Origin of the sequence: Rhodococcus sp. BP-349 (assembly GCF_019835845.1) — a bacterium.
GTDB lineage: Bacteria > Actinomycetota > Actinomycetes > Mycobacteriales > Mycobacteriaceae > Rhodococcoides.
The window spans coordinates 1,769,212-1,793,898 of sequence record NZ_JABUDR010000001.1 but is presented as its reverse complement, the minus strand read 5'-3'; the positions used below and the strand labels follow the sequence as shown (position 1 = coordinate 1,793,898).

General features: G+C 70.1%; 21 protein-coding genes. 7 read left to right on the top strand and 14 right to left on the bottom strand.

The features are described 5' to 3' along the window. Positions 1–10 precede the first annotated feature (10 nt). Entirely contained in the window at positions 11–1,438 is a 1,428-nt protein-coding gene (locus tag HQ325_RS22770; protein WP_222628043.1) for a type VII secretion-associated protein, read from the bottom strand. Beyond that, the gene (gene eccCa, locus HQ325_RS08540; protein ID WP_222629114.1) at positions 1,435–5,367 is read right to left on the bottom strand and encodes a type VII secretion protein EccCa; all 3,933 of its coding nucleotides are present in this window, start codon (positions 5,365–5,367) and stop codon (positions 1,435–1,437) included. The genes HQ325_RS22770 and eccCa overlap by 4 nt, the downstream gene beginning before the upstream one ends. Before the next feature lie 313 nt (positions 5,368–5,680). Between eccCa and eccD the strand changes: the two genes are divergently transcribed. Continuing rightward, entirely contained in the window at positions 5,681–7,159 is a 1,479-nt protein-coding gene (gene eccD, locus HQ325_RS08535) for a type VII secretion integral membrane protein EccD (RefSeq protein ID WP_222628040.1), read from the top strand. A 20-nt stretch (positions 7,160–7,179) separates the two neighbouring features. After that, positions 7,180–8,514 (top strand): type VII secretion-associated serine protease mycosin, encoded by a 1,335-nt coding sequence (gene mycP / locus HQ325_RS08530; RefSeq protein WP_308014315.1) that lies wholly within the window; start codon positions 7,180–7,182, stop codon positions 8,512–8,514. Here the strand turns inward: mycP and eccB are convergent. After that, positions 8,499–9,887: a type VII secretion protein EccB gene (gene eccB, locus HQ325_RS08525; protein ID WP_222628038.1), complete on the bottom strand. Its 1,389-nt coding sequence runs from the start codon at positions 9,885–9,887 to the stop codon at positions 8,499–8,501. The two genes, mycP and eccB, sit on opposite strands and share 16 nt — an antisense overlap. A gap of 116 nt (positions 9,888–10,003) precedes the next feature. Between eccB and eccE the strand changes: the two genes are divergently transcribed. Beyond that, positions 10,004–11,650: a type VII secretion protein EccE gene (gene eccE, locus HQ325_RS08520; RefSeq protein WP_222628036.1), complete on the top strand. Its 1,647-nt coding sequence runs from the start codon at positions 10,004–10,006 to the stop codon at positions 11,648–11,650. Here the strand turns inward: eccE and HQ325_RS08515 are convergent. The 11 genes from HQ325_RS08515 to HQ325_RS08465 form a co-directional block, all read right to left on the bottom strand. Continuing rightward, positions 11,615–12,157: an NADPH-dependent FMN reductase gene (locus tag HQ325_RS08515; protein WP_222628034.1), complete on the bottom strand. Its 543-nt coding sequence runs from the start codon at positions 12,155–12,157 to the stop codon at positions 11,615–11,617. The two genes, eccE and HQ325_RS08515, sit on opposite strands and share 36 nt — an antisense overlap. An 11-nt stretch (positions 12,158–12,168) precedes the next feature. Continuing rightward, the gene (truA, locus tag HQ325_RS08510; protein WP_222629110.1) at positions 12,169–13,008 is read right to left on the bottom strand and encodes a tRNA pseudouridine(38-40) synthase TruA; all 840 of its coding nucleotides are present in this window, start codon (positions 13,006–13,008) and stop codon (positions 12,169–12,171) included. Positions 13,009–13,070: 62 nt separating this feature from the next. Beyond that, positions 13,071–13,658: a 50S ribosomal protein L17 gene (rplQ, locus tag HQ325_RS08505; RefSeq protein WP_027503821.1), complete on the bottom strand. Its 588-nt coding sequence runs from the start codon at positions 13,656–13,658 to the stop codon at positions 13,071–13,073. Positions 13,659–13,697: 39 nt separating this feature from the next. Further along, entirely contained in the window at positions 13,698–14,759 is a 1,062-nt protein-coding gene (locus tag HQ325_RS08500; RefSeq protein WP_027503822.1) for a DNA-directed RNA polymerase subunit alpha, read from the bottom strand. Positions 14,760–14,876: 117 nt separating this feature from the next. Beyond that, positions 14,877–15,482, bottom strand: coding sequence for a 30S ribosomal protein S4 (gene rpsD / locus HQ325_RS08495; protein WP_027503823.1), 606 nt, complete (start codon positions 15,480–15,482; stop codon positions 14,877–14,879). Positions 15,483–15,502: 20 nt separating this feature from the next. After that, positions 15,503–15,916: a 30S ribosomal protein S11 gene (gene rpsK, locus HQ325_RS08490; protein ID WP_027503824.1), complete on the bottom strand. Its 414-nt coding sequence runs from the start codon at positions 15,914–15,916 to the stop codon at positions 15,503–15,505. Beyond that, positions 15,916–16,290, bottom strand: coding sequence for a 30S ribosomal protein S13 (gene rpsM, locus HQ325_RS08485; RefSeq protein ID WP_027503825.1), 375 nt, complete (start codon positions 16,288–16,290; stop codon positions 15,916–15,918). Before rpsM ends, rpsK begins: the two co-directional genes overlap by 1 nt. A 173-nt stretch (positions 16,291–16,463) precedes the next feature. Then, positions 16,464–16,577, bottom strand: coding sequence for a 50S ribosomal protein L36 (gene rpmJ, locus HQ325_RS08480; RefSeq protein WP_009679193.1), 114 nt, complete (start codon positions 16,575–16,577; stop codon positions 16,464–16,466). Between the two features lie 99 nt (positions 16,578–16,676). Then, positions 16,677–16,898, bottom strand: coding sequence for a translation initiation factor IF-1 (gene infA, locus HQ325_RS08475; RefSeq protein WP_005140011.1), 222 nt, complete (start codon positions 16,896–16,898; stop codon positions 16,677–16,679). A 141-nt stretch (positions 16,899–17,039) separates the two neighbouring features. Beyond that, a complete protein-coding gene (locus tag HQ325_RS08470) occupies positions 17,040–17,459 on the bottom strand; it encodes a glyoxalase/bleomycin resistance/extradiol dioxygenase family protein (RefSeq protein ID WP_222628032.1) in 420 nt (139 codons plus the stop codon). After that, complete coding sequence (locus HQ325_RS08465) at positions 17,456–18,304, bottom strand: AraC family transcriptional regulator (RefSeq protein WP_222628029.1); 849 nt, start codon at positions 18,302–18,304, stop codon at positions 17,456–17,458. Before HQ325_RS08465 ends, HQ325_RS08470 begins: the two co-directional genes overlap by 4 nt. 74 nt (positions 18,305–18,378) lie before the next feature. On the opposite strand from HQ325_RS08465, the gene HQ325_RS08460 reads away from it, so the two are divergent. From HQ325_RS08460 to HQ325_RS08445, 4 genes are read left to right on the top strand one after another with little or no spacing between them, the layout of a single operon-like run. Next, positions 18,379–19,065 carry a hypothetical protein gene (locus tag HQ325_RS08460; protein WP_056442559.1) on the top strand — a complete coding sequence of 229 codons (687 nt, stop codon included), beginning with the start codon at positions 18,379–18,381 and terminating at the stop codon, positions 19,063–19,065. Positions 19,066–19,068: 3 nt separating this feature from the next. Beyond that, positions 19,069–20,019 (top strand): ATP-binding cassette domain-containing protein, encoded by a 951-nt coding sequence (locus HQ325_RS08455; protein WP_222628027.1) that lies wholly within the window; start codon positions 19,069–19,071, stop codon positions 20,017–20,019. After that, a complete protein-coding gene (locus HQ325_RS08450) occupies positions 20,016–20,795 on the top strand; it encodes a hypothetical protein (RefSeq protein WP_222628025.1) in 780 nt (259 codons plus the stop codon). The genes HQ325_RS08455 and HQ325_RS08450 overlap by 4 nt, the downstream gene beginning before the upstream one ends. Next, positions 20,792–24,652: an ABC transporter ATP-binding protein gene (locus HQ325_RS08445; RefSeq protein ID WP_308014314.1), complete on the top strand. Its 3,861-nt coding sequence runs from the start codon at positions 20,792–20,794 to the stop codon at positions 24,650–24,652. Before HQ325_RS08450 ends, HQ325_RS08445 begins: the two co-directional genes overlap by 4 nt. Positions 24,653–24,687: the final 35 nt, after the last annotated feature.

Here is a 24,687-nt window from a genome sequence, read left to right as displayed (position 1 = left end):
CACCACCTCGTCACCCGACGACGAGGGACGCGAGGACCGCGGTGCAGACCTCGGCCATCACGGGGTTCGCAGCCTCGGCGCTCTGGCAGCCGAGACTCGTCTGTTCCCCCGGTGACACGATCACCGTCCATGCCACCGTCGAGCCGTCGGACGCCGTCTCGGTGTAGACGAGCGCGGGACGGTCGGCGACGTCCGACCGTCGATCGAGCCCGTCGAGGCGATCAGGTGCAGCGTCGACCCGAGCCGACAGCGTGGCCTGCACGTCGGAGAGCCCGACGCCCGCATCGAGTTCGCGTACCACCATCACCAGTCGCATGCCGGCAGGCGTGTCGGGACGAATCTCGACCCGCTCCGTCCCGGGCTCGACGTGCCAGCCCACCGGCACGGTCAGGTGTGTTCCCGCGACCGAGAAGTCGGCACCGGCGGGAACTGCCGAGGTCGTCGGCACGGCGGTCGACACAGTGAGGGACTCGGTGGGACCGGCGGGGACCATGGACGGCTGCGCGGCGCGTGGTGGTTCCGTCGCAGGTGCGGGCGGCTTCCCGCTGGTCAGTGCCGCCGCTCCGACACTGACGCACACCAGCGCGGTCGCCACCGCTGCCACCAGGACCGGCCGTCGGGTCGCGCGCCGACGGTCCACGGCCGCCGCGGCGGCTCGTTCGGCCAGCCACGCGCCCGTCCTACCGGGCGTGAGCTCGGCCGGTACGGACGATGTGACGGGCGGAGCCGAGGGACTCGCGCCCGCGCTCGGGACCACGGCTGCCGCCATCTCCTCGTCGTCCACCGTCACCACCGTCAGATCGCTCATCTCGTCGAGTACGGCCCGAGGCAAGGTGTCACTCGTGCCGTGCACGACGAGGCGGCAGGCCGGCGCGGCAGCGAGAGCCCCGTCCACCGCGGAGCGGGTGCGCGACACCGTCAGCTCGTCGTCCCCTCCGATCGTGGGGTCGGTCAGAACACAGTCCACGACGTCGCTGCTGATGGCCGTACTCACCACCGTCGAGACCGTGGTGCGGTGCGGCGTGCGGTCGAGAACCACTGTCCGGCAGCGTGATCCTCCGCACGGGCACGGTCGGGCCGACTGCGCCGCGTCCCGCGCGACGAGCGCCGACGACACCAGGAGAACGTCACGCCCGAGGGGTCGTGCGGCCGCGGTGAGAACGCTGCAGCGCACGGCCCCCCAGTGCGGCGGGTGCACCAGCACCAGGTCGTGGTCTCCGCCGTGAGCGCCCGCATCGTGCAGAGCGTCGGCGAACATCTCGGACACCATCGTCGACACCTCGACCTCGCGTCCGTCGGCGAGAGTGACGACGCGGTCGTCGATATGGCCGAGGACGTCCACGGACGCGGAACCGTCTGCGGGGGTTCTCGACAGCACCCCGAACCGTGAACACCACACCGCGTCCACGGTCGTGAGGAGCCCGACGGGTGACGTCACCGCTCGTCCGGTGCGGCCTCGCACAGCGCGGTCTGCATCAGTGTCGCCGTTCCGCGTCCGACCAGCACACCCCGTCCGGGTGGGAGTTCCGACGGACGTACCGAGCCGAGCAGGACGCCCTCCTCTCGGCTCCCGCTCATCACCAGTCCTGGTGATGCGAGATCCTTCAGCCTCGCCAGCACCGGTTCGTACAGTGCCCGAGCGGATCCGCCGCACCGGCGTGCGACGACGAGGTGCAGTCCCACGTCCCGTGCCTGGGACAGCAGTTCCAGCAACTCCGTCAGCGGGTTCCCGTGCGGCGTGACGACGAGGTCGTAGTCGTCCACGACGACGACGATCTCGGGACCGGTCCACCACGATCTCGCAGCGAGTTCTCGACGAGTGGTGTCCGGTCCCGGACGGCGGGCACGCAGGTAGGTCGCGAGTTCGGCGACCATCGTCGTGGCCTGCTCTGCCGTGGACGCGTGACCGGCCAGCCGATCGGACGGGATGTCTCCCAACAGGGTTCGTCGGTAGTCGACCGCCAGGATCCTCAGCGAGGTCGCGTCGTTGGCCTGTACGAGCGACCGGCAGATCGATCGCAGGAGGCTGGTCTTCCCGCAGCCCGAGTCGCCGAGGACGAGGAGGTGCGGATGCTCCGCCAGATCGAGAACGACCGGCGCGAGATCGTTCTCGTCGACACCCACCGGGACGGTGGCGACGAACGTCCCCGAGGCGGACGGCGGCCACCACGTCGACACGGACGACACCAGGTCGTCGCGCTCGAGTCGCCGCGGCAGCAGTCGGACGGGCGGCATCGGTGCCTCACCCCGCCACCGGTGAGCCGACGCAGCGATCGCGTGGTCGGTCCCGTGTCCGAGATCGTCCGTGTCGACGATGCCGTCGACACGCGGTAGCGCGACGAGCAGATGTAGCCCGTCAGGGGTGATGCCTCGCCCGGGGCGACGCGTCGGGACCTGCATCGCTCGCGCCCGGCCGATGTCCGAGTCCGACGGATCACCCATGCGCAGTTCGATTCTCGTGGTGACGGCGTCCTTCACGACAGGACGGAGCTCGGCCCACCTACTCGCGGCGAGAACGACGTGCACCCCGTACGAGAGTCCGCTCGACACCAGCTGGTGCAGGGACGGTTCCAGTGCCTCGAACTCGGCCCGGATCGTGCTCCACCCGTCGATGACCAGAACGATGTCGGGCAACGTCGGTGCCCCGTCGTCACCCGACTCTCGCCTGCGCCGCGCATCGGCCATCGATCGGATCCCGCCGGTGCGGAACAACTCCTCACGGCGCCGAACGGTTCCGACCACGTCGGCGACGATGCGGCGCACGGCATCCGCCTCCGAGCGGACCGCGACGGAGCCGACGTGGGGCAGACCGATCAGACGTCCAGCGGATCCGCCGCCGAAGTCCAGTACGTGGAACTGCACGTGCTGCGGGGAGTACCGCAGCGCCAGATCGAGGACGAGCGTGCAGAGTGCGGTGGACTTGCCGGACTGCGGTCCCCCGACGACCGCGACGTGCCCGGACGCACCGGTGAGGTCGAGTTCGAGCGCGTCCCGCCGCTGGTCGTACGGACGGTCGACCAGTGCGACGACTGTGCGCAACGACCCCGCCTCGTCGGGACGGTCACCGTCTCGCGTCGCGGCGGGCGACACCGAGTCGAGTGTGACGGGCCGGTCCAACGGCGGTAGCCACACCCGGTGTGCGGGACGTCCGTGACCGCGCACTCGCGCGACGACGGCGGAGAGGACGGTGCCGCCGTCCGACGACTCGAACGGAGACGGCGGTTCGCCCGCCGGTTCGAGGACGGTCTCGACGAGCAGCGGCATCGGCGCCGCAGCGAAGAGACGGGGTGCAGTCGAACCGGCACCGTTCGACACTGCCGCCGGTCCGTCACCTCGGAGAGCAGGACCCGAGACGTACATCGCGGTGAAGCGGACGAGCTCGCTGGAGTCCGTTCTGAGGAACCCCACTCCCGGACCCCCGGTCACGTGATGCGCGTCGGCGACACCCAGTACCGATCGAGATTCGGAGGCCGAGAACGTCTTCAGGCCGATGCGGTAGGAGAGATGGCTGTCGAGTCCGCGCAGCCGACCCTCGTCGAGCCGTTGGCTCGCCAGCAACAGATGGATGTGGAGCGAGCGCCCGAGCCGGCCGATCGCGACGAACAGTTCGGCGAACTCCGGGAACCGGGTGAGAAGTTCGGAGAACTCGTCCACCACGACGAAGAGTGCCGGCAGCGGCGCGAGCGCCGCACCACCCTCGCGGGCACGGGTGTAGTCGGAGACGTTCGCGTAATTGCCGGCGGCTCTGAGCAGTTCCTGCCGCCGAGTCATCTCGCCCGCGAGCGCGTCGCGCATCCGCTCGACCATCTGCGCTTCCTCGGACAGATTGGTGATGACGGCCGCCACGTGCGGGGCCGATTCCAGTCCGAGGAACGTCGCCCCGCCCTTGAAGTCGATCAGGACCAGATTCAGGACATCGGGCGGGTGCGTCGCCACGAGGCCGAGCACCAGCGTCCGCAACAGTTCCGACTTCCCGGATCCCGTGGCGCCGATGCAGAGTCCGTGCGGTCCCATGCCGCCCTCGGCCGCTTCCTTGAGGTCGAGCTCGACGACACACCCGTCGTCGTCGAGGCCGAACGGGACGCGGAGCCGCGATCCCCCGGACCGGGAGGACCAGGCAACAGCGGGGTCGAGGATGTCGGGAGACGTCATGCCGGGCAGGTCTTCCCAGCCTCGGATGCGTGGGCCGCCCTCCGGGCGCACGACGGCGTCGGCCGTGCGGAATCGGGCAAGTCTCCGCGCCACGACGGCGGCGGTGACCACGTCGACACCGTCTGCGGTACCGAACATCTCGACTCCGGCCGCGCTCCGAGCGCCCAGTACCGGCCGGCGTGCGACGCCGTCGCCGACGACCAGGACGAGTGTGCGATCCGCGGTGCCGTCCTGGCCCGCCCCGGACACGGTCAGGACCGTCACGTCCCCGCCCCTCGTCACGGCCTCCCACGCCTCGGCGTCCTCGGCACGACCCTCGACACCACTGTCCTCGACACCCCGATCCACGACGACGATGCGATGGGGCCGCGCGCCGGTCGACGATCGGGCCGCCGGGACAGCGAGGTCACGCGCTGCCTCGGCCGGCGATCCGTAGGTCAGCCGCCGTCGCCCGCCACCGTCCGACGCGGTCTGGTCCCCGTGGTGCGGCAACCACTTCGTCCAGTCCCACGTCGCAGCAGTGCGGTCGTCCACGACGACCATCACAGTGATGTCGTCCGGACCATGGAAAGTGCATGCTTGCAACACCATCGAGCGCACGAGCGCTCTCGCCGCCTCGACAGGGCCGTCGACACCGATCACGGAGAACGCGCGCAACGAGACCGCGGTGGGAAGGTCCGCCACGATGGCACGGGTCCGGACGAACGAGCGCAGGAGGGCGGCCGACACCGGCTCGAGACCCTCGGGCGGACCCGTGTCCGGTGTGACGAGACGAGTGGCGAGGCGTTGATCGCCCACGCCCACCCGCAGATGGACGAAGTCGTCGTCGGTCGGCCGTCTCTCCCACATGCGCGAGGATCCGGCGAACGAGGACAGCGTCGACGGATCAGGATGGACGAAGGCCAGTGCCTCGTACTGCGCCGACGCCGTCGACCGCACTCGCTCGCGCATCCCACCGAGGTACGTCAGGTAGTCCTTGCGCGATTCGTCGAGCTCGGCCGTCCGGGGCCCGCCACCGCGGCCTCCCCCGGCGAACATCCCGAGCATGGACACCACCATCATGGCCGGGAAGAGCAGCGTCATCGGGTTGGCGGCCGCGCCCGACGTGATCATGAGGGCCACCATGCCGACCATCGCGACCACCATGACCAGCGGCAGCATCTTCAGGAGCGGGTTCCCCGGAACCACCCGCGGAATCTCCGGTGGCGGCTCCATCTCGACGGTGCCGCCCGGCACCCGCGGCGCGTCCTCACGCGGCGATCGAGCCTGGACCACTCGCGAGTCCACCGCCGTCGCGTACTCGCCCTCACGTCCGACAACCACGTCCACCCCCCAGTGGCTCGCCGCCCCGTTCGGCGAGTCGGGTCAGACCGTAGCGTCGAACGCCGACGACGGGGAGGGAAGACGACGAGGGTTGTGGACGAACCCTCGTGCCTGTGCATATCGCGAGGCGATGTCACCGAACTGCCCTATAGTGCTCGCACGACCCGCGGTGCGACCGCGGGAAGAGAGTTCGGGGGGACTTTCGATGACCATCGCGCCGACCGCTGCGCCGATTTCCACGACGGGCGAACCTGCTGTACGCCGGATCGAGTCGGCAGTCCTACGCATCACCGTGATCGCGGAGGACGTCGAGGTGGACGTCTCCGTCCCCGGTGGTGTCGCAGTCGCCGCGACGGTGCCTGCGCTGACGGAGCTGATCGACCAGCGCACGGACTCGAGTCGTCCGCCTGGTCCACGGTCGCTCTCCACCATGGTGGGAGTGCCTCTGGAGCCACGTCTGTCTCTGTTGGACAACGGTGTTCGCGACGGCGACACCGTGGTTCTCCATCGCGGACGCGAGTCGTCACCGCCGGTCTTCGACGACCTGACCGAGGCGGTCGCCGTCCTCGGCGACAGCTCCTCGTGGACCCGGTCCGACTCGATCGTCGCAGCCACTGTCGTGTCGTCGACGGCACTGGCGATCGCGGGATGGACCGCGACGAGAACGAGCGGAGCGCCTGCGGCGGCGACCCTCGCCGCCCTGGCAATGCTCACCGTCATGGCCGCGTGTGTGTGCGTCGCGGCCCGTCTGCCCTCGAGCCTGAGCTTCGGGCTCCGGTCGGCCGGGTGCCTCCTCGCCTTCGCCGCGGGCACGATGCTCGTTCCCGGTCGCGATGCCGCGGCCGACGCGGTGCTCGGGTTCGCGCTGAGCGCAGCCGCGTCCGTCGTCACCTCGATGATCGCCGGCCGCCAGGGACGCGCCACGTTCACCGCGGTGTCGACGGTGAGCCTCGTGGGCGCCGTGGCCTCCGCGGTCGAGGCGCTGAGCGACGTGCCCACGGTGACGATCGCGGCGATCACCGCCGGCGTGTGCACGCTGGCGCTCACCCGAGCCCCTCGACTGTCCGCCGCACGGGCCGGAATACGTCTCCCACCGGTACCACTGGCCGATGCGGGCGCTCGTCTCGACCATCCGGGACACGAGGCGCCGCCCACGCGGCCGTCGGACGCTGCACTCGTCGCCGCGCACGAGTCCGCTCTCTCCGACGTCGGCGTCGTCGCGGAACGAGCGCGCACGGCTCAGCAGTACCTCACCGGATACACCACCGGGTTGTCTCTGCTCGCGTCGGTCGGAGCGATCGTCGTGGCCACGCACGGCATCGCCACGAACGTCGACCCCGGCAGACTCGCGGCGGCCGGCGCGATAGCCCTCGTTCTGTGCTGCCGGGGCCGCGTGGGCGTCGATCGTCTGCGGTGCGCTGTCGCCGTCGTCACGGGTGTCGCGGCCGTCCTCGTCGTCCTGGCCGTGGGTGCGCACACACGGCCGGAGCTGTGGCAGTGGTGGACCGGGGCTGCCGTGGCGGTCGGTGTCCTCGCGATCCTGATCGGTGTCGTCGCGCCGGGTCGGCGATTCTCACCCGTCGCGCGCCGGGCCGGTGAACTGTGCGAGCTTGCCGTCGTGGTCTCGATCGTTCCCCTCGTCTGTCTCGTTGTCGGGGCGTACTCGGCAGCCCGCGGCCTGTGACGACCCAGCGCCGACCAGGCGTGACGGCCGCGACCGTGGTCGTTCTGGCCGTTCTCGGGGCGGGTACGGCAGCTGCGGAGGCACCGATCATCGATCCCGGACTGCTCCCCGAGCCGGCTGCCGCGGCCCCGGCCGAACCGACCGAGCAGCGCACGCGGTGCGCGACCGTCTCCGAGGTGCCCGTGGCTGCGGTGGTACCCGCGGCACAGGAGACGCTTCGGTTCTCGGACGTGTGGAGCCTCACCCGAGGCGCCGGTCAGATCGTCGCCGTCATCGACACCGGTGTCGCACCTCATCCGCTTCTTCCGACTCTGCGCGCCGGCGGCGACTACGTCTCGACGGGCGACGGCCTCGAGGACTGCGATGCTCACGGCACCGTCGTCGCGGGTCTCATCGCTGCTCGGCCGACCCCGGGATCCGGCTTCGCCGGTGGGGCGCCGGATGCCACGATCCTCTCGATTCGTCAGTCCAGTGCGGCCTTCGCGGCGACGTCCTCGGAGCGAGAGTCCGACGAGAACGGTTCCACCTCCGCGGGGTACGGCGACGTCGAGTCGATGGCCGCAGCCATCCGCACCGCTGTCGACGCGGGCGCGGGCGTCGTCAACATCTCGGAGGTCGCCTGCGCGAGTGCTGGATCGTCGATGGGCGACGGCGCGCTGGGGGCCGCGGTGCGGTACGCGGCGGTGGACAAGGATGCCGTGATCGTCACGGCTGCAGGTAATCTGGACGGTCGTCGGTGCCGGACGCAGAACGATCTCACCCGGGGCCTCGATCGACGAGACACTGCGCTGCCGGTGACTCTCGCGTCGCCGGCCTGGTTCGACGAGTACGTCCTCACCGTGGGATCGCTGGACCCGGACGGGCGGCCGTCGTCGTTCAGCTTGAACGGGCCGTGGGTCGACGTCGCGGCTCCGGGTACCGAGGTCACGTCCCTCGGGACCACGGGTACCGGCCTGGCCGACGGCACCCTGGACGACGAGGGGCGCCGAACAGCTTTCACGGGAACGAGTTTCGCCACCCCGTTCGTCTCCGCGACGGCAGCCCTGGTGCGGGCACGACATCCGGAGCTGTCCGCGGCGGACGTCATCGAGCGCATCGTGACGACGGCGCACTCACCGGCCGGTGAATGGGACTCGGCTGTCGGCCACGGCAGTCTGGATCCGGTCGCGGCGGTGACTGGCAGCGCGGTCGCACGCGGCGACGATGCGTCCGTGCGACTGTCCCCGCGCACCACACCGCCGGTCACCGACCGTCGCGACGCACTGCTCGCCCTCACCTCCGCCATCGGCATCCTGCTGATCGTCTGCGGCGCACTGGCGGTACGCGCCGTGGTCCGACGTCAGGACCCGTCGTGACCCACCCGGGCCGCGTCGACGGTCAGGGCCGGGCCGGGCGGCAACAGTCCCACGACGGGCCACGGCGCCGGCGCCGGATCACCGAGTCCGAGCGCTTCGGCGTCCCCCGTGAACGGGACGCCGAAGCGGGTTCCCGTGTCGGCGACGTAGAAGGCGGAATCGCGGCGCGGGTCGTCGGCGGCCTGCCCGGTGGTGGCGACCCACAGGCCGGACCCCGGTGCCACGAAGAAGGTGTCCAGCGCATCCCCGGCGCCGTCCGCCCCGGCCAGCGTCACGGCGCGCGCGTCGGCCGTCGAACCGATGGTCATCCTCGTCTGCGCCCCGCGCCCCGTCGACTCGTCCGGCCCGACCCACTCCACGCAGGTGGCGTCGCCGCCCGTCACGACGGTCGGTGGTCGCTCCGGGAACGTGTCGACGGCCAGTGGTGCGGAGGTTCGCGGAGCCCGAGCGATCACATCGGGCGGGACAGCGTCGACACCCACCCTGCCCACGGAGTCGGAGAAGCGCAGGAGCTGCGCGGTGGCCGCTCCGACCGCCTGCACACCGTCCTGCAGAACGACGTAGTGCTCGCTGCGGTCCCCGAGATCGACCGTCACCACGGACCCGACGGGCCGACCCCCGATCGGATACGGGGCAGCAGCACCCGACCCGATCACCGTGGGGGTCGCGATCTCCGGCGCTTCGGGCACCGCGTCGAAGAGCCCCGCCGACACCGGAGTGGGCACCGCGTCCTCCAGACCGAGGGCGCGAGTCACGGCAGTGTTCTGCAGGTCCACCCGCGAGCGCACCTGTCCGTGGACCAGGTAGTCGACGCCGTCCCGACGCCATACCAACGCGTCGTCCGGCTCGAGCGCGCGGCGCGGTGCCACGGAGTCCGTCCCCATCGGTTGGACGGTCACATCGGTCGTGCCGCTGTCCGATTCCTCGCAGGCGGACCAGACCATCGCACCCGACGTGACGGGAAGCGCCTGCGGTGCGCCGCCGATGCCGACGGCGGTGCCTCGGGCACGACGAGCGATCTCGTCCGGACCGACCGCGGTGGGCTCGTCCGGCCGACCGACGAACAACCGGGCGGACGCCAGATCGGACACGGGGTGCAGCGTGTCGTCCTCGACGACGTACAGAGCGCCACTCTCGTCGTCCAACACGATCACGGCATCACCGATACGTGCGGCAGGTCGGACGAAGGCGAGCGCGGCACAGCCGGCGAGGATCAGGACCGCCACGACGACGCCGACAGCGGATGCCCGCGCCGTCGATCGCAGCGGTTCGTGCCGCATCGAGGTGTCGCCCAGTACCAACGCGTGATCGAGCCGTCGCATCGAGAACCGATGCGCACCGATCTGCCATCGCGTGGTCGGTGTTCCTGCCATCGACATCCCCTGCCCTCGGTGCCGCTGCGACGCGGCCCGGCCCCCCGCCGGACACGCCGGACCCGGTGGAGCGGTCCCGCGTGAGGGCACAGTACATCGACCGCAGAGGAGGAGCCATGGTGTCCGAGAGTCGCCCGGGGATGACGGCCGCACGCGATGTCGTGGTGTCGCAAGCGGTAGCGCTCGGCGTGGCCGTCGCGCTCATGTCGTCGGGAGTACCTGCGCCATGGGCGATCACGGCCGCGGTCGTCGTCGTGATCGGACTCTGCCTCCCACGGGACGGGCGTCCCGTGGTGGGTCACGTCTCGGCGTGGCTGCAGCTTCTGGCTCGTCGACCGGTACCCGTGCACACTGTGCTGTCGTTCGACCGGCCCGGTGGTCGGATCGGTGTGGTGTGGAACGGGTCCGACCTGACGATCGTCGCGGAACTCCGCGTCGAACCCAGTGCGGCCGGATGGTCGACGGTCGGCTCACGCGGTGCGACACCCGACGCCGTGGTGCCGCTCCGCGACCTCGTCGACCGACTGTCGCAGGGCACGGACACGCCCACCCACCTGGGTGTCACCTCCGTCGGCACGCGTCCGGCACGGGGTCGCCGCGCCGCGGACTGCTACCTGTCCATGGCCGGACCGCTCGCGTCGGTGGCGCGGCGGCGAACCTTCCTCTCCCTCTCGACCGACGTCCACGAGGGTGAGACGGCCGCGGCGCGTCGGGGCGGAACTGCTGCGGGGTCGGTGCAGATGCTCGCCACGACCATGGCCCGACTGCAGCACGTCCTGCGCACCCACGGTCTCGTGGGCAGCCTTCTCACCGCCGATCAGATCCGTGCGGCGGATCTTCTGGTGACGAGTGGGGTTCCCCTGCGTCACGTCCGTCCGCAGTGGCGCTTCGCCCGGCTCGGCGGATCGACCTGGTGCTCACGGCGGCTCGCACCGTCCGCCTGGACCGCGGCGGCGATCGACTCGATCGGCGATCACGACGCGGACGTCACGAGTCTCGCCGTCCGGGCGGCTCTCTCGACCACCACCGAAGCGACGGCGACGGCCACCTACGGCTATCTGTCGGCCGAATCGCCGCAGCGCCGATCGATCCGGGTCGCGGGATCCAGCACGCTCGACGGCCTGCATCGACAGGGCCTGGAGGACGTCCTCGTGTCGACCGCCCGGCCGCCGACGCCCACGCACCCCGTCGAGGGAGCGCAGTGGAGCACCCTCGTGCTGCCGGTCGCGGGATGCGGTCAAGTCGTCGGTGTCGACGCCGACGGAACCACGGTCACCGCACGTGTGTTCGGGAAGGACGTCGACACCGTCGACGTCCACGGTGAGCTGTACGTGGTGCACCAGATCGTCTTCCGCGCCGTGGCCGTCGGCGCAGCGGTCCTGGTGATGACCGACCGACCCCATGCGTGGCGGCACCTCGCCGTCGCGATCGCGGATTCGGGCACCCTCTCGGTGGTGACTCCCGTGTCCGACGTCGAGTCGGGCACCGCGGTGGATCTGGTGGTCGCCGATCATGCCGGAGACAGACCGACGCCGGTACCGGGAACGGTGCTCCGGGTGAACCCGGCCTCGTCGACCGGCGGGCCCCACATCGTGATCGACCAGTCCCCGGACGTCACCGACGACGTGATCCTCACGATGGCGTCGCGGAGCATCACCCTGCGGCTCGTCACCACCGCGGCCGAGACCGAGGCCATCGGTCGACCGCGGGGTCTCCCACGACCGGGCTCAGCCGCGCGGGTAGGGCTGCCCGGCGCGCTCTGACCACCACAGCAACTGATCGATCATCCGCTGTGCGCCATCGATCGCGGCACCGTCGGACGTCTCGCCGTGCGCGTCGAACGCCTTCTTCACTCGGGGGAACAGCACGGCGTCGCGCACGGGGGCCATGTGCAACTCCGCGACCACCTGACGCAGCTGCTCCACGGCGCGCACTCCCCCGGCCGTGCCGCCGTAGGAGACGAAACCCACCGGCTTGCCACGCCATTCGAGCTTCACCGAGTCCAGTGCCAACTTCAGCGATGCCGGGTAACCGTGGTTGTACTCGGGAGTGACGAGCACGAAGGCATCGCAGCCGTCCACCCAGCGGGTCAGCTCGTCGACACCGGGGCCACCCGAGAGATCGATCGGCAGAACGACATCCGCGAGGTCGAGTACCCGGACCTCGAATCGCCCGTCCGCCGAGGCGCGGCGCACGAACCACTGAGCCACTGTGGGGCCGACACGCCCCGTCCGGACCGAGCCGATGATCACGCCGAGAACAGGAGCCATGCCTGAAGAGGCTAGCCGCAGCAGGCACCGGGCAACGATCGCGTGGCCCGGGTCGTGCGACTGCGATCGGCCAACTCCGCATCGACCGGGTAGTCGACACGCACCAGCGACAGACCGTGCGCCGGGGCCACGGTGATCGAACTCGACCGCGCACCGGCCCCCAGCAGGCCGCGCACCCACGTGAGCTCACGGCGTCCTTCGCCCACAGCCAGCATCGCCCCGACCAGGGAACGCACCATCGACCAGCAGAACGCGTCCGCGCTCACGTGCGCGGTGAGATCGTCTCCGTCCCGCACCCAGTCGAAGCGCTGCAGCTCCCGCACGGTGGTGGCGCCGTCACGGCGCTTGCAGAAGGCGACGAAATCGTGGAGGCCGACGAGGGTCGACGACGCCTCCTGCATCGCCGCCACGTCGAGTGTGCGGGTCCACGGCACCACGAAACCCGCTCGGAGGGGCGGAGTTCCGTAGGGCGCGGTGGACAATCGATACTCGTAGTGCCGCCGCAGTGCGGAGAACCGGGCGTCGAAATCGTCGGACACGAACGTCACACGCAGGACGCGGACGTCCGGCGGCAGGAAACGCGCGAGTCGCCGCACCAGCAACGACGGGTCGGGTGCGCGGTCGGGATCGCGAGGATCGATGCGGGCCAACGCGGTTCGCGGCACGTCGACGTGGGCGACCTGGCCCTCGGCGTGCACGCCGGCATCCGTCCGCCCGGCCACGGTGAGCTCGAGTGGGGTGCCGAAGATGGCGGACAGTCGCTCCTCGAGCACACCGCAGACGGTCCGTTGGTCGCGTTGTCGAGCCCAGCCGGCGAAGGCAGTGCCGTCGTAGGCGACATCGAGACGCAAACGGGCGAGCCCGCCACCCCCGGAAGGGGTGACGGGCTCGCCCAGAGAGTCCGAGGACACTCTTACTTCTTGTCTGCCTCATCGGCGTTGGCCGCGTGAGCGTCCTCTGCCTCGACACCCTCGATGACGGCGTCTGCATTCTCGACCTGAGCGTCGGTTGCCTCGGCCTCGACGGCCTCGACGACGTTCTGATCGGATGCAGCCTCGTCAGCGGCGGTCTCGTCGTTCGTGGCGGCAGGCGCGGCCTGCGATGCCTGGACACGACGAGCACGGTCCGCCTCGTTGGACACCGTCTGCTCGCGAACGAGCTCGATGATGGCCTGAGGAGCGTTGTCACCCTTGCGGGGGACGGTCTTGATGATGCGGGTGTAGCCGCCTGCGCGCTCGGCGAAGTGCGGGCCGATCTCTGCGAACAGAGTGTGAACGACGTCCTTGTTGCGGATGTCCTTCATGACCTCACGACGGTGAGCCAGCGAGCCGGCCTTCGCGTGCGTGATGATCTTCTCGGCGTAGGGGCGGAGGCGCTTGGCCTTCGACTCCGTGGTGGTGATCCGTCCGTGCTCGAACAGCGCCGTGGCCAGGTTGGCGAGAATCGCCTTCTGGTGCGACGCCGATCCGCCGAGACGGCGACCCTTGGTGGGCTTGGGCATGTCAATCTCTCCTGATCAAGAGCTCGGGACGCGAGTGCGTCAGAGCTGTTCGGTCTCGGCGTAGTCCTGCTCGGCGCCGTCGGCATCGCTCACGGCGGTGTCGGTGTCGCTCCAGGTACCGGTGGCGGCGTCGTATCCGGCAACAGTGCTCGGATCGAACGTCGCGGGGCTGTCCTTGAGCGAGAGGCCGAGCGAGTGCAGCTTGACCTTGACCTCGTCGATGGACTTCTGTCCGAAGTTACGGATGTCCAGCAGATCCGACTCGGTACGGCCGACCAGCTCGCCGACGGTGTGAACACCCTCGCGCTTGAGGCAGTTGTAGGACCGGACGGTGAGGTCCAGATCCTCGATCGGCAGACCGAAGGATGCGATGTGATCGGCCTCGGCGGGCGAGGGTCCGATCTCGATGCCTTCTGCTTCGACGTTGAGCTCACGGGCAAGCCCGAACAGCTCGACCAGGGTCTTGCCCGCCGAGGCGAGCGCGTCCCGCGCGGTGATGGAGTTCTTGGTCTCCACGTCGAGAACGAGCCGATCGAAGTCGGTGCGCTGCTCGACGCGGGTGGCCTCCACCTTGTAGGTCACCTTCAGCACGGGCGAGTAGATCGAGTCGACCGGGATACGGCCGATCTCGGCGCCCGACGCCTTGTTCTGAACAGCCGGAACGTATCCGCGGCCACGCTCGACGACGAGCTCGATCTCGAGCTTGCCCTTGTCGTTCAGGGTCGCGATGTGCAGATCCGGGTTGTTCACGGTGACGCCGGCCGGAGGAACGATGTCGCCTGCGGTGACAGTGCCGGGGCCCTGCTTGCGGACGTACATGGTGACCGGCTCGTCCTCTTCCGAGGACACGACGAGACCCTTGAGGTTCAGGATGATGTCGGTGACATCCTCCTTCACGCCGGGGACCGTGGTGAATTCGTGCAGAACGCCGTCGATACGGATGCTGGTGACAGCAGCGCCGGGGATCGACGAGAGAAGCGTGCGGCGAAGCGAGTTGCCGAGGGTGTACCCGAAGCCAGGCTCGAGGGGCTCGATGACGAACTTCGAGCGGTTGTCAGCGATGACCTCTTCGGTCAGCGTGGGTCGCTGAGAAATGAGCATTGATGTCCTCCTGGGAAGAGCGTCCGCTATTTGACGCTCGTGGTGGGGCGGTCAACGCCCCGTGCGCCTCGCGTGTTCCCGCAGGGGGAGGTCACGTGAGGCGCACGGGCCGATGGCCTACTTCGAGTAGTACTCGACGATGAGCTGCTCGGTCAGCGGGATGTCGATCTGCGAACGCTCCGGCTCCTGGTGGACCAGGATGCGGAGACGGTTCGGAACGACCTGCAGCCAACCGGCAACGGGACGATCGCCGTAGGTCTCACGGGCGATCTGGAACGGCAGCGTGCTCAGCGACTTCTCGCGGACGTCGATGATGTCGTACTGCGAGACGCGGTAGCTGGGGATGTCGACCTTCTTGTTGTTGACCAAGAAGTGGCCGTGCGTGACCAGCTGGCGTGCCTGACGACGCGTGCGAGCGAGGCCCGCACGGTAGACGACGTTGTCGAGACGCGTCTCGAGGATGCGGAGAAGGTTCTCACCCGTCTTGCCCTTGAGGCGGTTCGCTTCCTTGTAGTACAGCGAGAACTGCTTCTCCATGACGCCGTAGGTGAAGCGTGCCTTCTGCTTCTCCTGCAGCTGGAGCAGGTACTCGCTCTCCTTGATACGCGCGCGGCCGTGCTGGCCGGGCGGGTACGGGCGACGCTCGAAGGCCTGGTCGCCTCCGACGAGGTCGACGCGCAGACGACGCGACTTGCGGGTGATGGGTCCGGTATAACGAGCCATGTTCTGTTACTTCCTTCCCGCTAGACGCGACGGCGCTTGGGCGGACGGCAGCCGTTGTGCGGCTGGGGGGTGACATCGGAGATGGTGCCGACCTCGAGGCCTGCCGCCTGGAGCGAACGGATCGCGGTCTCGCGGCCGGAGCCGGGACCCTTCACGAAGACGTCGACCTTCTTGACGCCGTGCTCCTGCGCCTTGCGCGCGGCACTCTCGGCAGCGAGCTGAGCGGCGAACGGAGTCGACTTGCGCGAGCCCTTGAAGCCCACGTGGCCCGAGGACGCCCACGAGATGACGTTGCCCGACGGGTCGGTGATCGACACGATCGTGTTGTTGAACGTGCTCTTGATGTGAGCACTGCCGTGCGGGACGTTCTTCTTGTCCCTGCGGCGCGTCTTCTGGGTCTTCTTCGGACCGGAGGTGCGTGACTTCGGGGGCATTACTTCGCCTTCTTCTTGCCGGCAATGGTGCGCTTCGGTCCCTTGCGGGTGCGCGCATTGGTCTTCGTGCGCTGTCCACGGACGGGCAGACCACGACGGTGGCGAAGGCCCTGGTAGCAGCCGATCTCGATCTTGCGACGGATGTCGGCCTGCACCTCGCGGCGCAGGTCGCCCTCGACCTTGAGCGACTCCTCGATGTACTCGCGGAGCTTGGTCAGGTCCTCGTCGGTGAGGTCCTTGCTCCGGAGATCGGGGCTGACGCCCGTGGCGGAGAGAATCTCCTGCGAACGGGTACGGCCGATGCCGTAGATGTAGGTGAGTGCGATCTCCATGCGCTTCTCGCGCGGAAGATCCACACCGGCTAGACGTGCCATGTGGCGTTTTCCTTCATTCGTGCGGAGGTCTGCTCCCAGTCCGTCCCCATACATGTGGTGCTCGGGGCCCCGGCCTCCGCGGCCGGGGGTGTACTACCCGCGTGTGGGCAGCTGGTGCTGGGAGGTCTTCTTCTGGCATGTGGAGCCAAGTAGATCTTCGAGAGGGGGGTTGATCAGCCCTGACGCTGCTTGTGGCGCAGGTTGTCGCAGATCACCATGACCCGGCCGTTACGGCGGATCACTTTGCACTTCTCGCAGATCGGCTTGACGCTCGGCTTGACCTTCACGTCTGTTCGATCTCCTGGTCGCGTCCGAGGATCACGCGCGAACGCGCCGAACCTCGGACATGGTTGATCCCCGGCTCGCGAGGAACCGGGGACTCTTGACTACTTGTAGCGGTAGACGATCCGCCCGCGTGTCAGGTCGTAGGGAGACAGCTCGACCACGACGCGATCCTCGGGGAGGATGCGGATGTAGTGCTGCCGCATCTTGCCGCTGATGTGAGCGAGCACCTTGTGACCGTTCTCCAGCTCGATGCGAAACATCGCATTGGGCAGGGGTTCGACTACTCGGCCCTCGACCTCGATTGCGCCGTCCTTCTTTGCCATATCCTCCGCGATCCTGGTTTGCACACCTGATTGACGTCTCGTAACCACACTTCGTGCAGGCACGCGTGAACGCACCGACGTTCCATGTTACCGGGTCGGAGCGAGCAGGCCAAACCAGCCGTCTACAGGCGCGGAGCACCCTCAGCCCGAATGGCCCCGATAGGTGCCGAAGGACCAGTGCACGCCCTCGGGATCGCGGCAGGTGAAGCCCTGCCCCCCGTAGTCCTCCTCGCGCAACGGTTCCACGATACGAGCGCCTGCATCCCGTGCGCGATCGTGCAGTGCGACCAGTTCCTCGGCGCCGACCACGACGTACACGGCGCCGACGCCGGCGGGCAGACCCCCGATGCTGCTGTCCGGTCGCGCCGAGCCGAGCATGACGGCTCCGCCACCGGGGCGGACGAGCTCGGCGTGGTCGACGCGCTCCCCCTCGCCGTACACGGCGGCCTCGGTGAAGCCGAGGACGTCGACGAGGAAGGCGATCGCGGCACGCGCGTCGTCGTAGCGGAGTGCGGGCCAGACGACGGTCGGGGTGGTGTCGGTGTGCTGTGACTCGGTCATGCCGTCGATCCTGTCGCCGCGGAGGTGCGCTCGTCTTGTACGGATGCGAACACCTCGTTCGCACGCCACACCGAGGGCGCCGATCCCGCCAGCGCGCGCCAGTCCCGTGCCATGTGTGCCTGGTCGAAGTAGCCGCAGACCGACGCCACCTCGACGAGTCGGGGCGGTTCGGCCACCCGCAGCATCGCGTGCGCTCGGGCGAACCGCCCCAGCCGGACCGCGTCCCGCGGCGTGACGGCGTACTCGGAGGCGAACGCGGTCTCGAGGCGTCGACGGCTCCATCCGACCTCCGCGGCGACCTGCTCCACGGAGATCGCGGTGGGGCCGGTGGTCCGCGCCCACGCCCGCTCCAGCCGGGCGTCCGGCTGCGGAGCTCGGCCCAGTCGCGTGCACAGCGTGCGGTCCAGCAGCGCGAACGCCGTACGCCACTCGGTAGCTGCGTGCACGCCGTCGAGAAGCCGTGCGGCATCGCGCCCGAGCAGGTCGTCCAACGGCACGATGTACTGGCGCAGCTCGGCGGGCGGGACGTGGAGCAGCGCGCGGCACCCCGCGGGCGTCAGCGTGATCTGGACACCGTGCTGCTCGCCGTCGTGTTCGATCACGACGGGTTCGGTCCCCAGCCCCGAGGCGAAGGCACCGAACTCCCCCGGCCGCTGATCCGCCATCGCGGTGCGGGAGATCGTGAGCGGTGGCCCGATCGGCAGAATGATCGTCAGGTCGACGGACGGCATGCCGACGTGCGAGCCCGGCGCGAAGCCGGAGAGGCGGTACCCCTCGTAGCGACGCACGAGGCCGCGGAGGGGCCGCGACGGCACCGCGGTCGCGCCGTCCGACACGGCTGTCATGGGCACACGGTAGAACGGTACGAGCGAGGCCGCACGGCATTCGTGCACACGCTGCGGACGAGGAGGACCGATCGATGGCCGAGGATCCAGGACGCGTCGAGAAGGCGTTGGTGTCGATCCTCGACAACGGGAGCCGACTGCAGGGCCCCGCCGTCGAGAAGTACGTCTGGCGAATTCGCCGCGCGCATCCCACCGAGTCGCCGGCGCAGATCATCGGTCGCCTGGAGAAGACGTTCCTGAACGCCGTGACGGGAAGCGGCGGGGCTGCCGGGGCCACCGCCGCGGTGCCCGGCATCGGCACCGTCGCGTCGGTCGCTGCCGTCGGCACCGAGACGGCCTTCTTCGTCGAGGCCTCCGCACTGCTCACCCTGTCGGTGGCCGCCGTTCACGGCATCGCCGTGCACGACCACGAACAGCGGCGTGCGCTGGTGCTGGCGGTCGCTCTCGGTGAGTCCGGCCGGGAGATCGTCGGCAGGACACTGGGCCGCGGCAACGTGGGCCGCGTGCTCACCGCCGGGATCCCCGGCGCGAACCTCGGCAGTCTGAACAAGCGGCTCGTCCGCAAGTTCGTCGCCAAGTACGCCGCGAAGCGAGGGGCGGTCATGCTCGGCACGCTGCTGCCCGCGGGCATCGGAGCCGTCATCGGTGGAGCCGGCAACCGCGCCTTGGGCAAAGGCGTCGTCACCAATGCACGCGACGCCTTCGGGCCGCCGCCGGCGCGGTGGCAGGACGCACCGGGCGTCGTCGAGCCGGACGCCTGACACGTGCACGTCACCATCGAGACGAGCCCCGGACACGCGCTCGAGGCGCGTGACCTCGCCAAGACGTACGGCACCGCGGTCGCCGCCGCGCGAATCGGGTTCGTCGCACCGCGCGGATCCGTGACCGGGTTGTTCGGACCCGTCGGTTCCGGCACGTCGACCACGCTGCGAATGCTCCTCGGGCTCGTACAGCCCGACGAGGGTGCGGCGCTGGTGGAGGGCCTGCCGTACGCGGCACTCGTCGAGCCGGGCCGCACCGTCGGTGCCGTGCTCGGCGGCGGCGGCGCGCACCCCCGCCGCACGGCGCGCGCACACCTGCGCACTCTCGCGCCTGTCCTCGGTGTCGCCGACTCCCGTGTGGAGGAGGTGCTCGCACTCGTCGGTCTGCACGACGTCGCCGGTCGCCGCGTCGGCGAGTTCTCTCTCGGGATGCGGCAGCGCCTCGCGCTCGCGGCAGCGCTGCTCGGCACACCCCGCATCCTCGTGCTGGACGAGCCGACCGACGGTCTCGACCCCGGCGGCATCGTGTGGCTCCGCGACTTCCTGCGCGGATTCGCTCGTGCGGGCGGCACCGTTCTGGTGTCCGGCCACGTCGTTCGCGAGCTCGAGGGGATCGTCGACCACGTCGTGATCCTCGACCGCGGCTCGGTCGTCTTCCACGGCAGCATCGGCGAGCTCCGCGGTATCCGGCCCGCCCGCATCCTGGTGCACAGTTCGAACCCCGCCGCCCTGGCACTGGGCCTCGCCGCGTCCGGCCACACCGACGCCGTGCTGGGTCCCGACGGCCGACTCGTGGTCACCGGTGTCGGCGAGGCCGTGATCCGGTCGACGGCGCACGCGTCCGCAGTGACCGTCCACGGAACCGTGGTGTCCGCCGTGGATCTCGAGCAGATCTACCTGTCCCTCACGACCCCGGTCGGTCCGCATCCCGCGCTCACCGGAGCTCGGCGATGAGCCCCACAGCAGGCGGTCTGCTCCGATCGGAGATCCGCCGGGTCGGATCGTTGCGGTCGTGGTGGGCACTGGGTCTGCCGCCCGTGCTGATCGGCGGATTCGCCAGCGCCGTGTACGCCGCCATCGCGTCGTCGGACGCACTCACCAGCGTCGACGACGCGAATCGCGTCGCCGCTCTCATCGGGCTGTACGTCGCCGTGGGTGTGTCGGTGCTGTTCGCCGCCGTGTTCGGCGCGGTGCACGCCGCGACCGACCTGCGCCACGGCGCCGCGTCCACGACCTTCCTCGCCGCACAACGTCGCGGTCAGGTGGTGGCCGCCAGGATTCTCGTCTCGGCCGCCGTCGGTGCCGCGTACGCCGTGGTGTCCGTCCTCGTCAGCGTGGCGTCGCTGGCTGTGTTCGGGGGCAGCGCAGTGGTGGACGACGGACTGGTGATCGCGGTCTGCCTCCTCGGCATCGTGGTCTCCGCGCTGTGGTGCGTCCTCGGCTGCGGGCTCGGACTGCTCGTCGGATCCCCCGCCATCGCGGCGATCGTCGTGGTCGCGTGGCTGCCGATCGGAGAGCTCGTCGTGATCGCGGTGCTCAGCGGCATCGGCGCGGACGCGGTCGCCGCCCTGCTCCCCGGAGCCACCACCGTCGCCATCCTGGCGGCGGACAGGGGGACGGACGGCGACATGCTGCTTCCGTTCTCCGCTGCCGTCGTCGGACTGCTGCTGTGGACCATCGGCATCGCCGGAGCCGGGTGGCTGCGCACCACTCGCCGAGACGTGACGTGAGCACTCCCGATTCGCGAGGGTGGATCCGCAGGCTGGCGTCGGACTGCTTCGCTCATCGCCGCGTCGCGGTGGGCGCACTCGCGGTGACCTTCGTGGCCGCGGCCATCGACATCATGTTCCCCCTCCTCACCCGCGCCGCCGTCGACGGCGCGTCGGCCAGCCGCACCGACCACATCGCCACCATCGCCGCGGCCATCGCGGGACTGGCCGTCGTCCGCTTCGCGTGCCAGTTCGGGCGGCGCCTCCTCGCCGGCGCCCTGTCCATCGACGTGCAACACGGGCTGCGCCAACGCCTGCTCGCGTCGCTGCACCGCCTCGACGGCGAGCGGCAGGACGAGGTGCAGGTCGGTCAGGTGGTGTCGCGCTCGATCACCGACCTGCAGCTGGTGCAGGGTCTGCTCGCGATGGTCCCGTTGTCGGCGGGCGCCCTGCTGCAGTTCGTGCTGGCTCTCGGCGTGATGGCCTATCTGTCGCCGCTGCTCACCCTGGTGGCGCTCGCCGTCGTACCGGCCATCAGCGTGCTGGTGGTCCGCATGCGCCCCACGCTGTACGCGGCCACCTGGTCGGCCCAGCAGCAGGCCGCGGAACTGGCCGGGCACGTGGAGGAGACGGTCACCGGCGTGCGCGTGGTCAAGGGCTTCGGCCAGGAATCGCGTGCCGTGGACACGCTGGAGCGCATCGGCCGGCGGCTGTACGCCGAGCGCCTGCGTGCCGCCGTCGTGAACTCCCGATTCGCCCCCGGCATGGCGGCGCTGCCGCAGCTCGGTCTGGTGGGTGTGGTGGCCCTGGGCGGGTGGTTGGCTCTGTCGGGTTCCATCACCGTCGGCACGTTCCTGGCCTTCGCGAGTTACGTCGCCACGATGGCCGCCGTGACCCGGACACTCACGTCCGTCGTGGTCATGGCCCAGCTGTCCCGTGCCGCGGTCGAACGGGTGTACGGCGTCATCGACACCCGGCCGGCGCACGAGGAACCCGAGAATCCGGTACCGATCCCGGACGGACCACTGGGGCTGCGTCTGCGCGACGTCCGATTCGGTTTCGACCCCGATGCCCCCGTGCTCGACGGGCTGGACCTCACGGTCGCGCCGGGCGAGACGGTGGCGGTGGTGGGCCCCTCCGGCAGCGGCAAGTCGACCCTGTCGATGCTGCTGCCGCGGTTCTACCGACCCTCGTCGGGCAGCATCGTGCTCACGTCCGAGAACGGCGACGTCGACATCGCCGACCTGTCCGCCGACGACCTCCGCGCGGCGGTGTCGGTCGCGTTCGACGATCCGTTCCTGTTCTCCTCCAGCGTCGCGCGCAACATCGCCCTCGGTGCCCCCGACGCGTCGGAGGCGAGTGTCCGCGACGCAGCCACGCGCGCCATGGCCGACGACTTCGTCCGCGACCTGTCCGACGGTTACGACACCACGGTGGGTGAGCGCGGGCTCTCGCTGTCCGGTGGCCAACGCCAACGCATCGCGCTCGCGCGGGTCCTGCTGTCCTCCCCGCGCGTCCTGGTCCTCGACGACGCCACCTCGGCCGTCGATGCCCGCACGGAGGCAGCGATCTTCGACCGGCTGCGTTCCGGTCCACGCCGGACGACGGTGGTGCTCGCGCACCGCCGGTCGACGCTCGCGCTGGCCGATCGCGTCGCCGTCCTGGACCGGGGGCGCATCGTCGACATCGGCACCGAGGCCGAACTCGACGAGCGTTGCCCCCTGTTCCGCGCGCTGATGTCCGGCGCAGGCGAGAAGTCCGAGCCGGCGCAGGACGACGTGCCCGCCGACTCGCTGTGGCCGGACGACGGCGACTCCATCGAGTTCGCGTCCTCACCCGCCTCCCGCGCGAGCGCGGACGGCGCGGCTGCCGGCGGCCCTCCTGGCCCGGGCGGTCACATGGCGTCGTCACTCGGCGGCGCCGTGCCTACCGAGGCCATGACCGAGATCCTGACCCGACTCGCCCCGGCCGACGAGGACCCGCGCGTCGACACCGCGACGGCTCGGCGGGACGAGTCGACGTTCACCCTGCGGCGCACCCTCGCCCCCGTCGCCGGACTGCTCGCGGTGGTCATGGTCTGCCTGGCGTTCGACTCGGCCGTCACCATCGCCTTCCCGTCGATCGTGCGGTTCGCCGTCGACCACGGTGTCGCCGAGAGGTCCACCGGAATCCTCGCGGCGGTGTCGGGCATCGCGCTGGCGCTGGTGATCGTCGACTGGCTCGTGGTCCGCACCATGACGGTGGTGACCGCGCGGGCCGGTGAGCGCGTGCTCTTCGGGCTCCGCGTCCGCAGCTACGCGCACCTGCAGCGTCTCGGCCTCGACTACTACGAGCGGGAACTGTCCGGCAGGATCATGACGCGTATGACGACCGACGTGGACGCGTTGTCGGCGTTCATGCAGACGGGTCTCTCGACGGCCGTCGTCAGCCTCCTGACGATCGTCGGGGTGTCGGCGGCGTTGATCCTCACCGACGGCGTCCTCGCCGCGGTGGCCCTGTCGGTCGTCCCGATCCTGGCGGTGGCGACGCTGGTGTTCCGACGCATCTCCGCTCGCGCGTACTCGACGTCACGCGAGCGGATCTCGGCCGTCAACGCCGAGTTCCAGGAGAACGTCACCGGACTACGGGTCACGCAGGCGTACCGGCATCAGCCGGCTGCGGCACGCTCGTTCCTCGCCCGCTCCGAGTCGTATCGCCGCAGCCGGATGCGGTCACAACGGGCCATCTCGGTGTTCTTCCCGTTCATCGCATTCCTGTCGGACCTCGCCCTCGCCGCCGTGGTCCTCGTCGGTGCGTACCGCGTGGCCGACGGGCGCACCTCGGCCGGCGCCCTCGTCGCCTTCGTGCTGTACCTGGGTCTGCTCTTCGGCCCCATCCAGCAGTTGTCCCAGGTGTTCGACGGCTACCAGCAGGCGTCCGTGGGTCTCACTCGCATCGGTGACCTGTTGCGCACCCGCAGCTCGATCGAGCAGGCCGGGTCGTCGACACCGGTCGCGGTCCCACCGCGACTGCGCGGCGACATCGCGCTGAACGACGTCACCTTCCGCTACGCCGGGGCTCCGCGGGATGCGCTGACGTCGGTCGACCTGCACGTTCCGGCGGGATCGACGGTGGCACTGGTGGGTCGCACCGGCGCCGGCAAGTCGACCATCGTGAAGTTGATGGCGCGGTTCTACGACCCCACCACCGGGGACGTCGTCGTGGACGACGTGCCCGTGCGGTCCTACCCGCTCGGGGACTACCGCCGACGCCTCGGAGTAGTACCGCAGGAGGCGCATCTCTTCAGCGGCACCATCGCCTCCAACATCGCCTTCGGGCGTCCGGGCGCGACGCGCGCCGACATCGAGAGCGCGGCCCGCGCCGTGGGGGCACTGCCCGCCATCGCCGCACTCCCCCTCGGCATGGCGACGCCCGTCGGAGAACGTGGCCGCGGCCTCGCGGCGGGAACCCGGCAGTTGCTGGCGCTGGCGCGCGCCGAGCTGGTCGATCCCGACATCCTGTTGCTCGACGAGGCGACGGCGACCCTGGACCCGGCGACGGAACGAGCCGTCCTGGACGCCGGCCGCACCGTCACCACCCGCCGGACATCGGTGATCGTGGCGCACCGCCTCGCCACTGCCGCGCGGGCCGATCTCGTCGTGGTGGTCGACGACGGCCGCATCGTGGAGAGCGGAACCCACGAGAACCTGGTGCGCTCGGACGGTTTCTACGCCGAACTCTGGGAAACCACCGAAGGACGTACCACGGCTGCGAGTGGCGCGGGTCACGCACCCGGCCACGGCGCGACCACGCCACACACCGGTGAAGCCGATCACAAGGGTGATCCGGACACACGGCCGCGGACCGAAAGGTCTAACCTTGATCGTGCCGTGCGCTGAGCGAGAACGAAGAAGGAAACGAGGCGAACACCTGC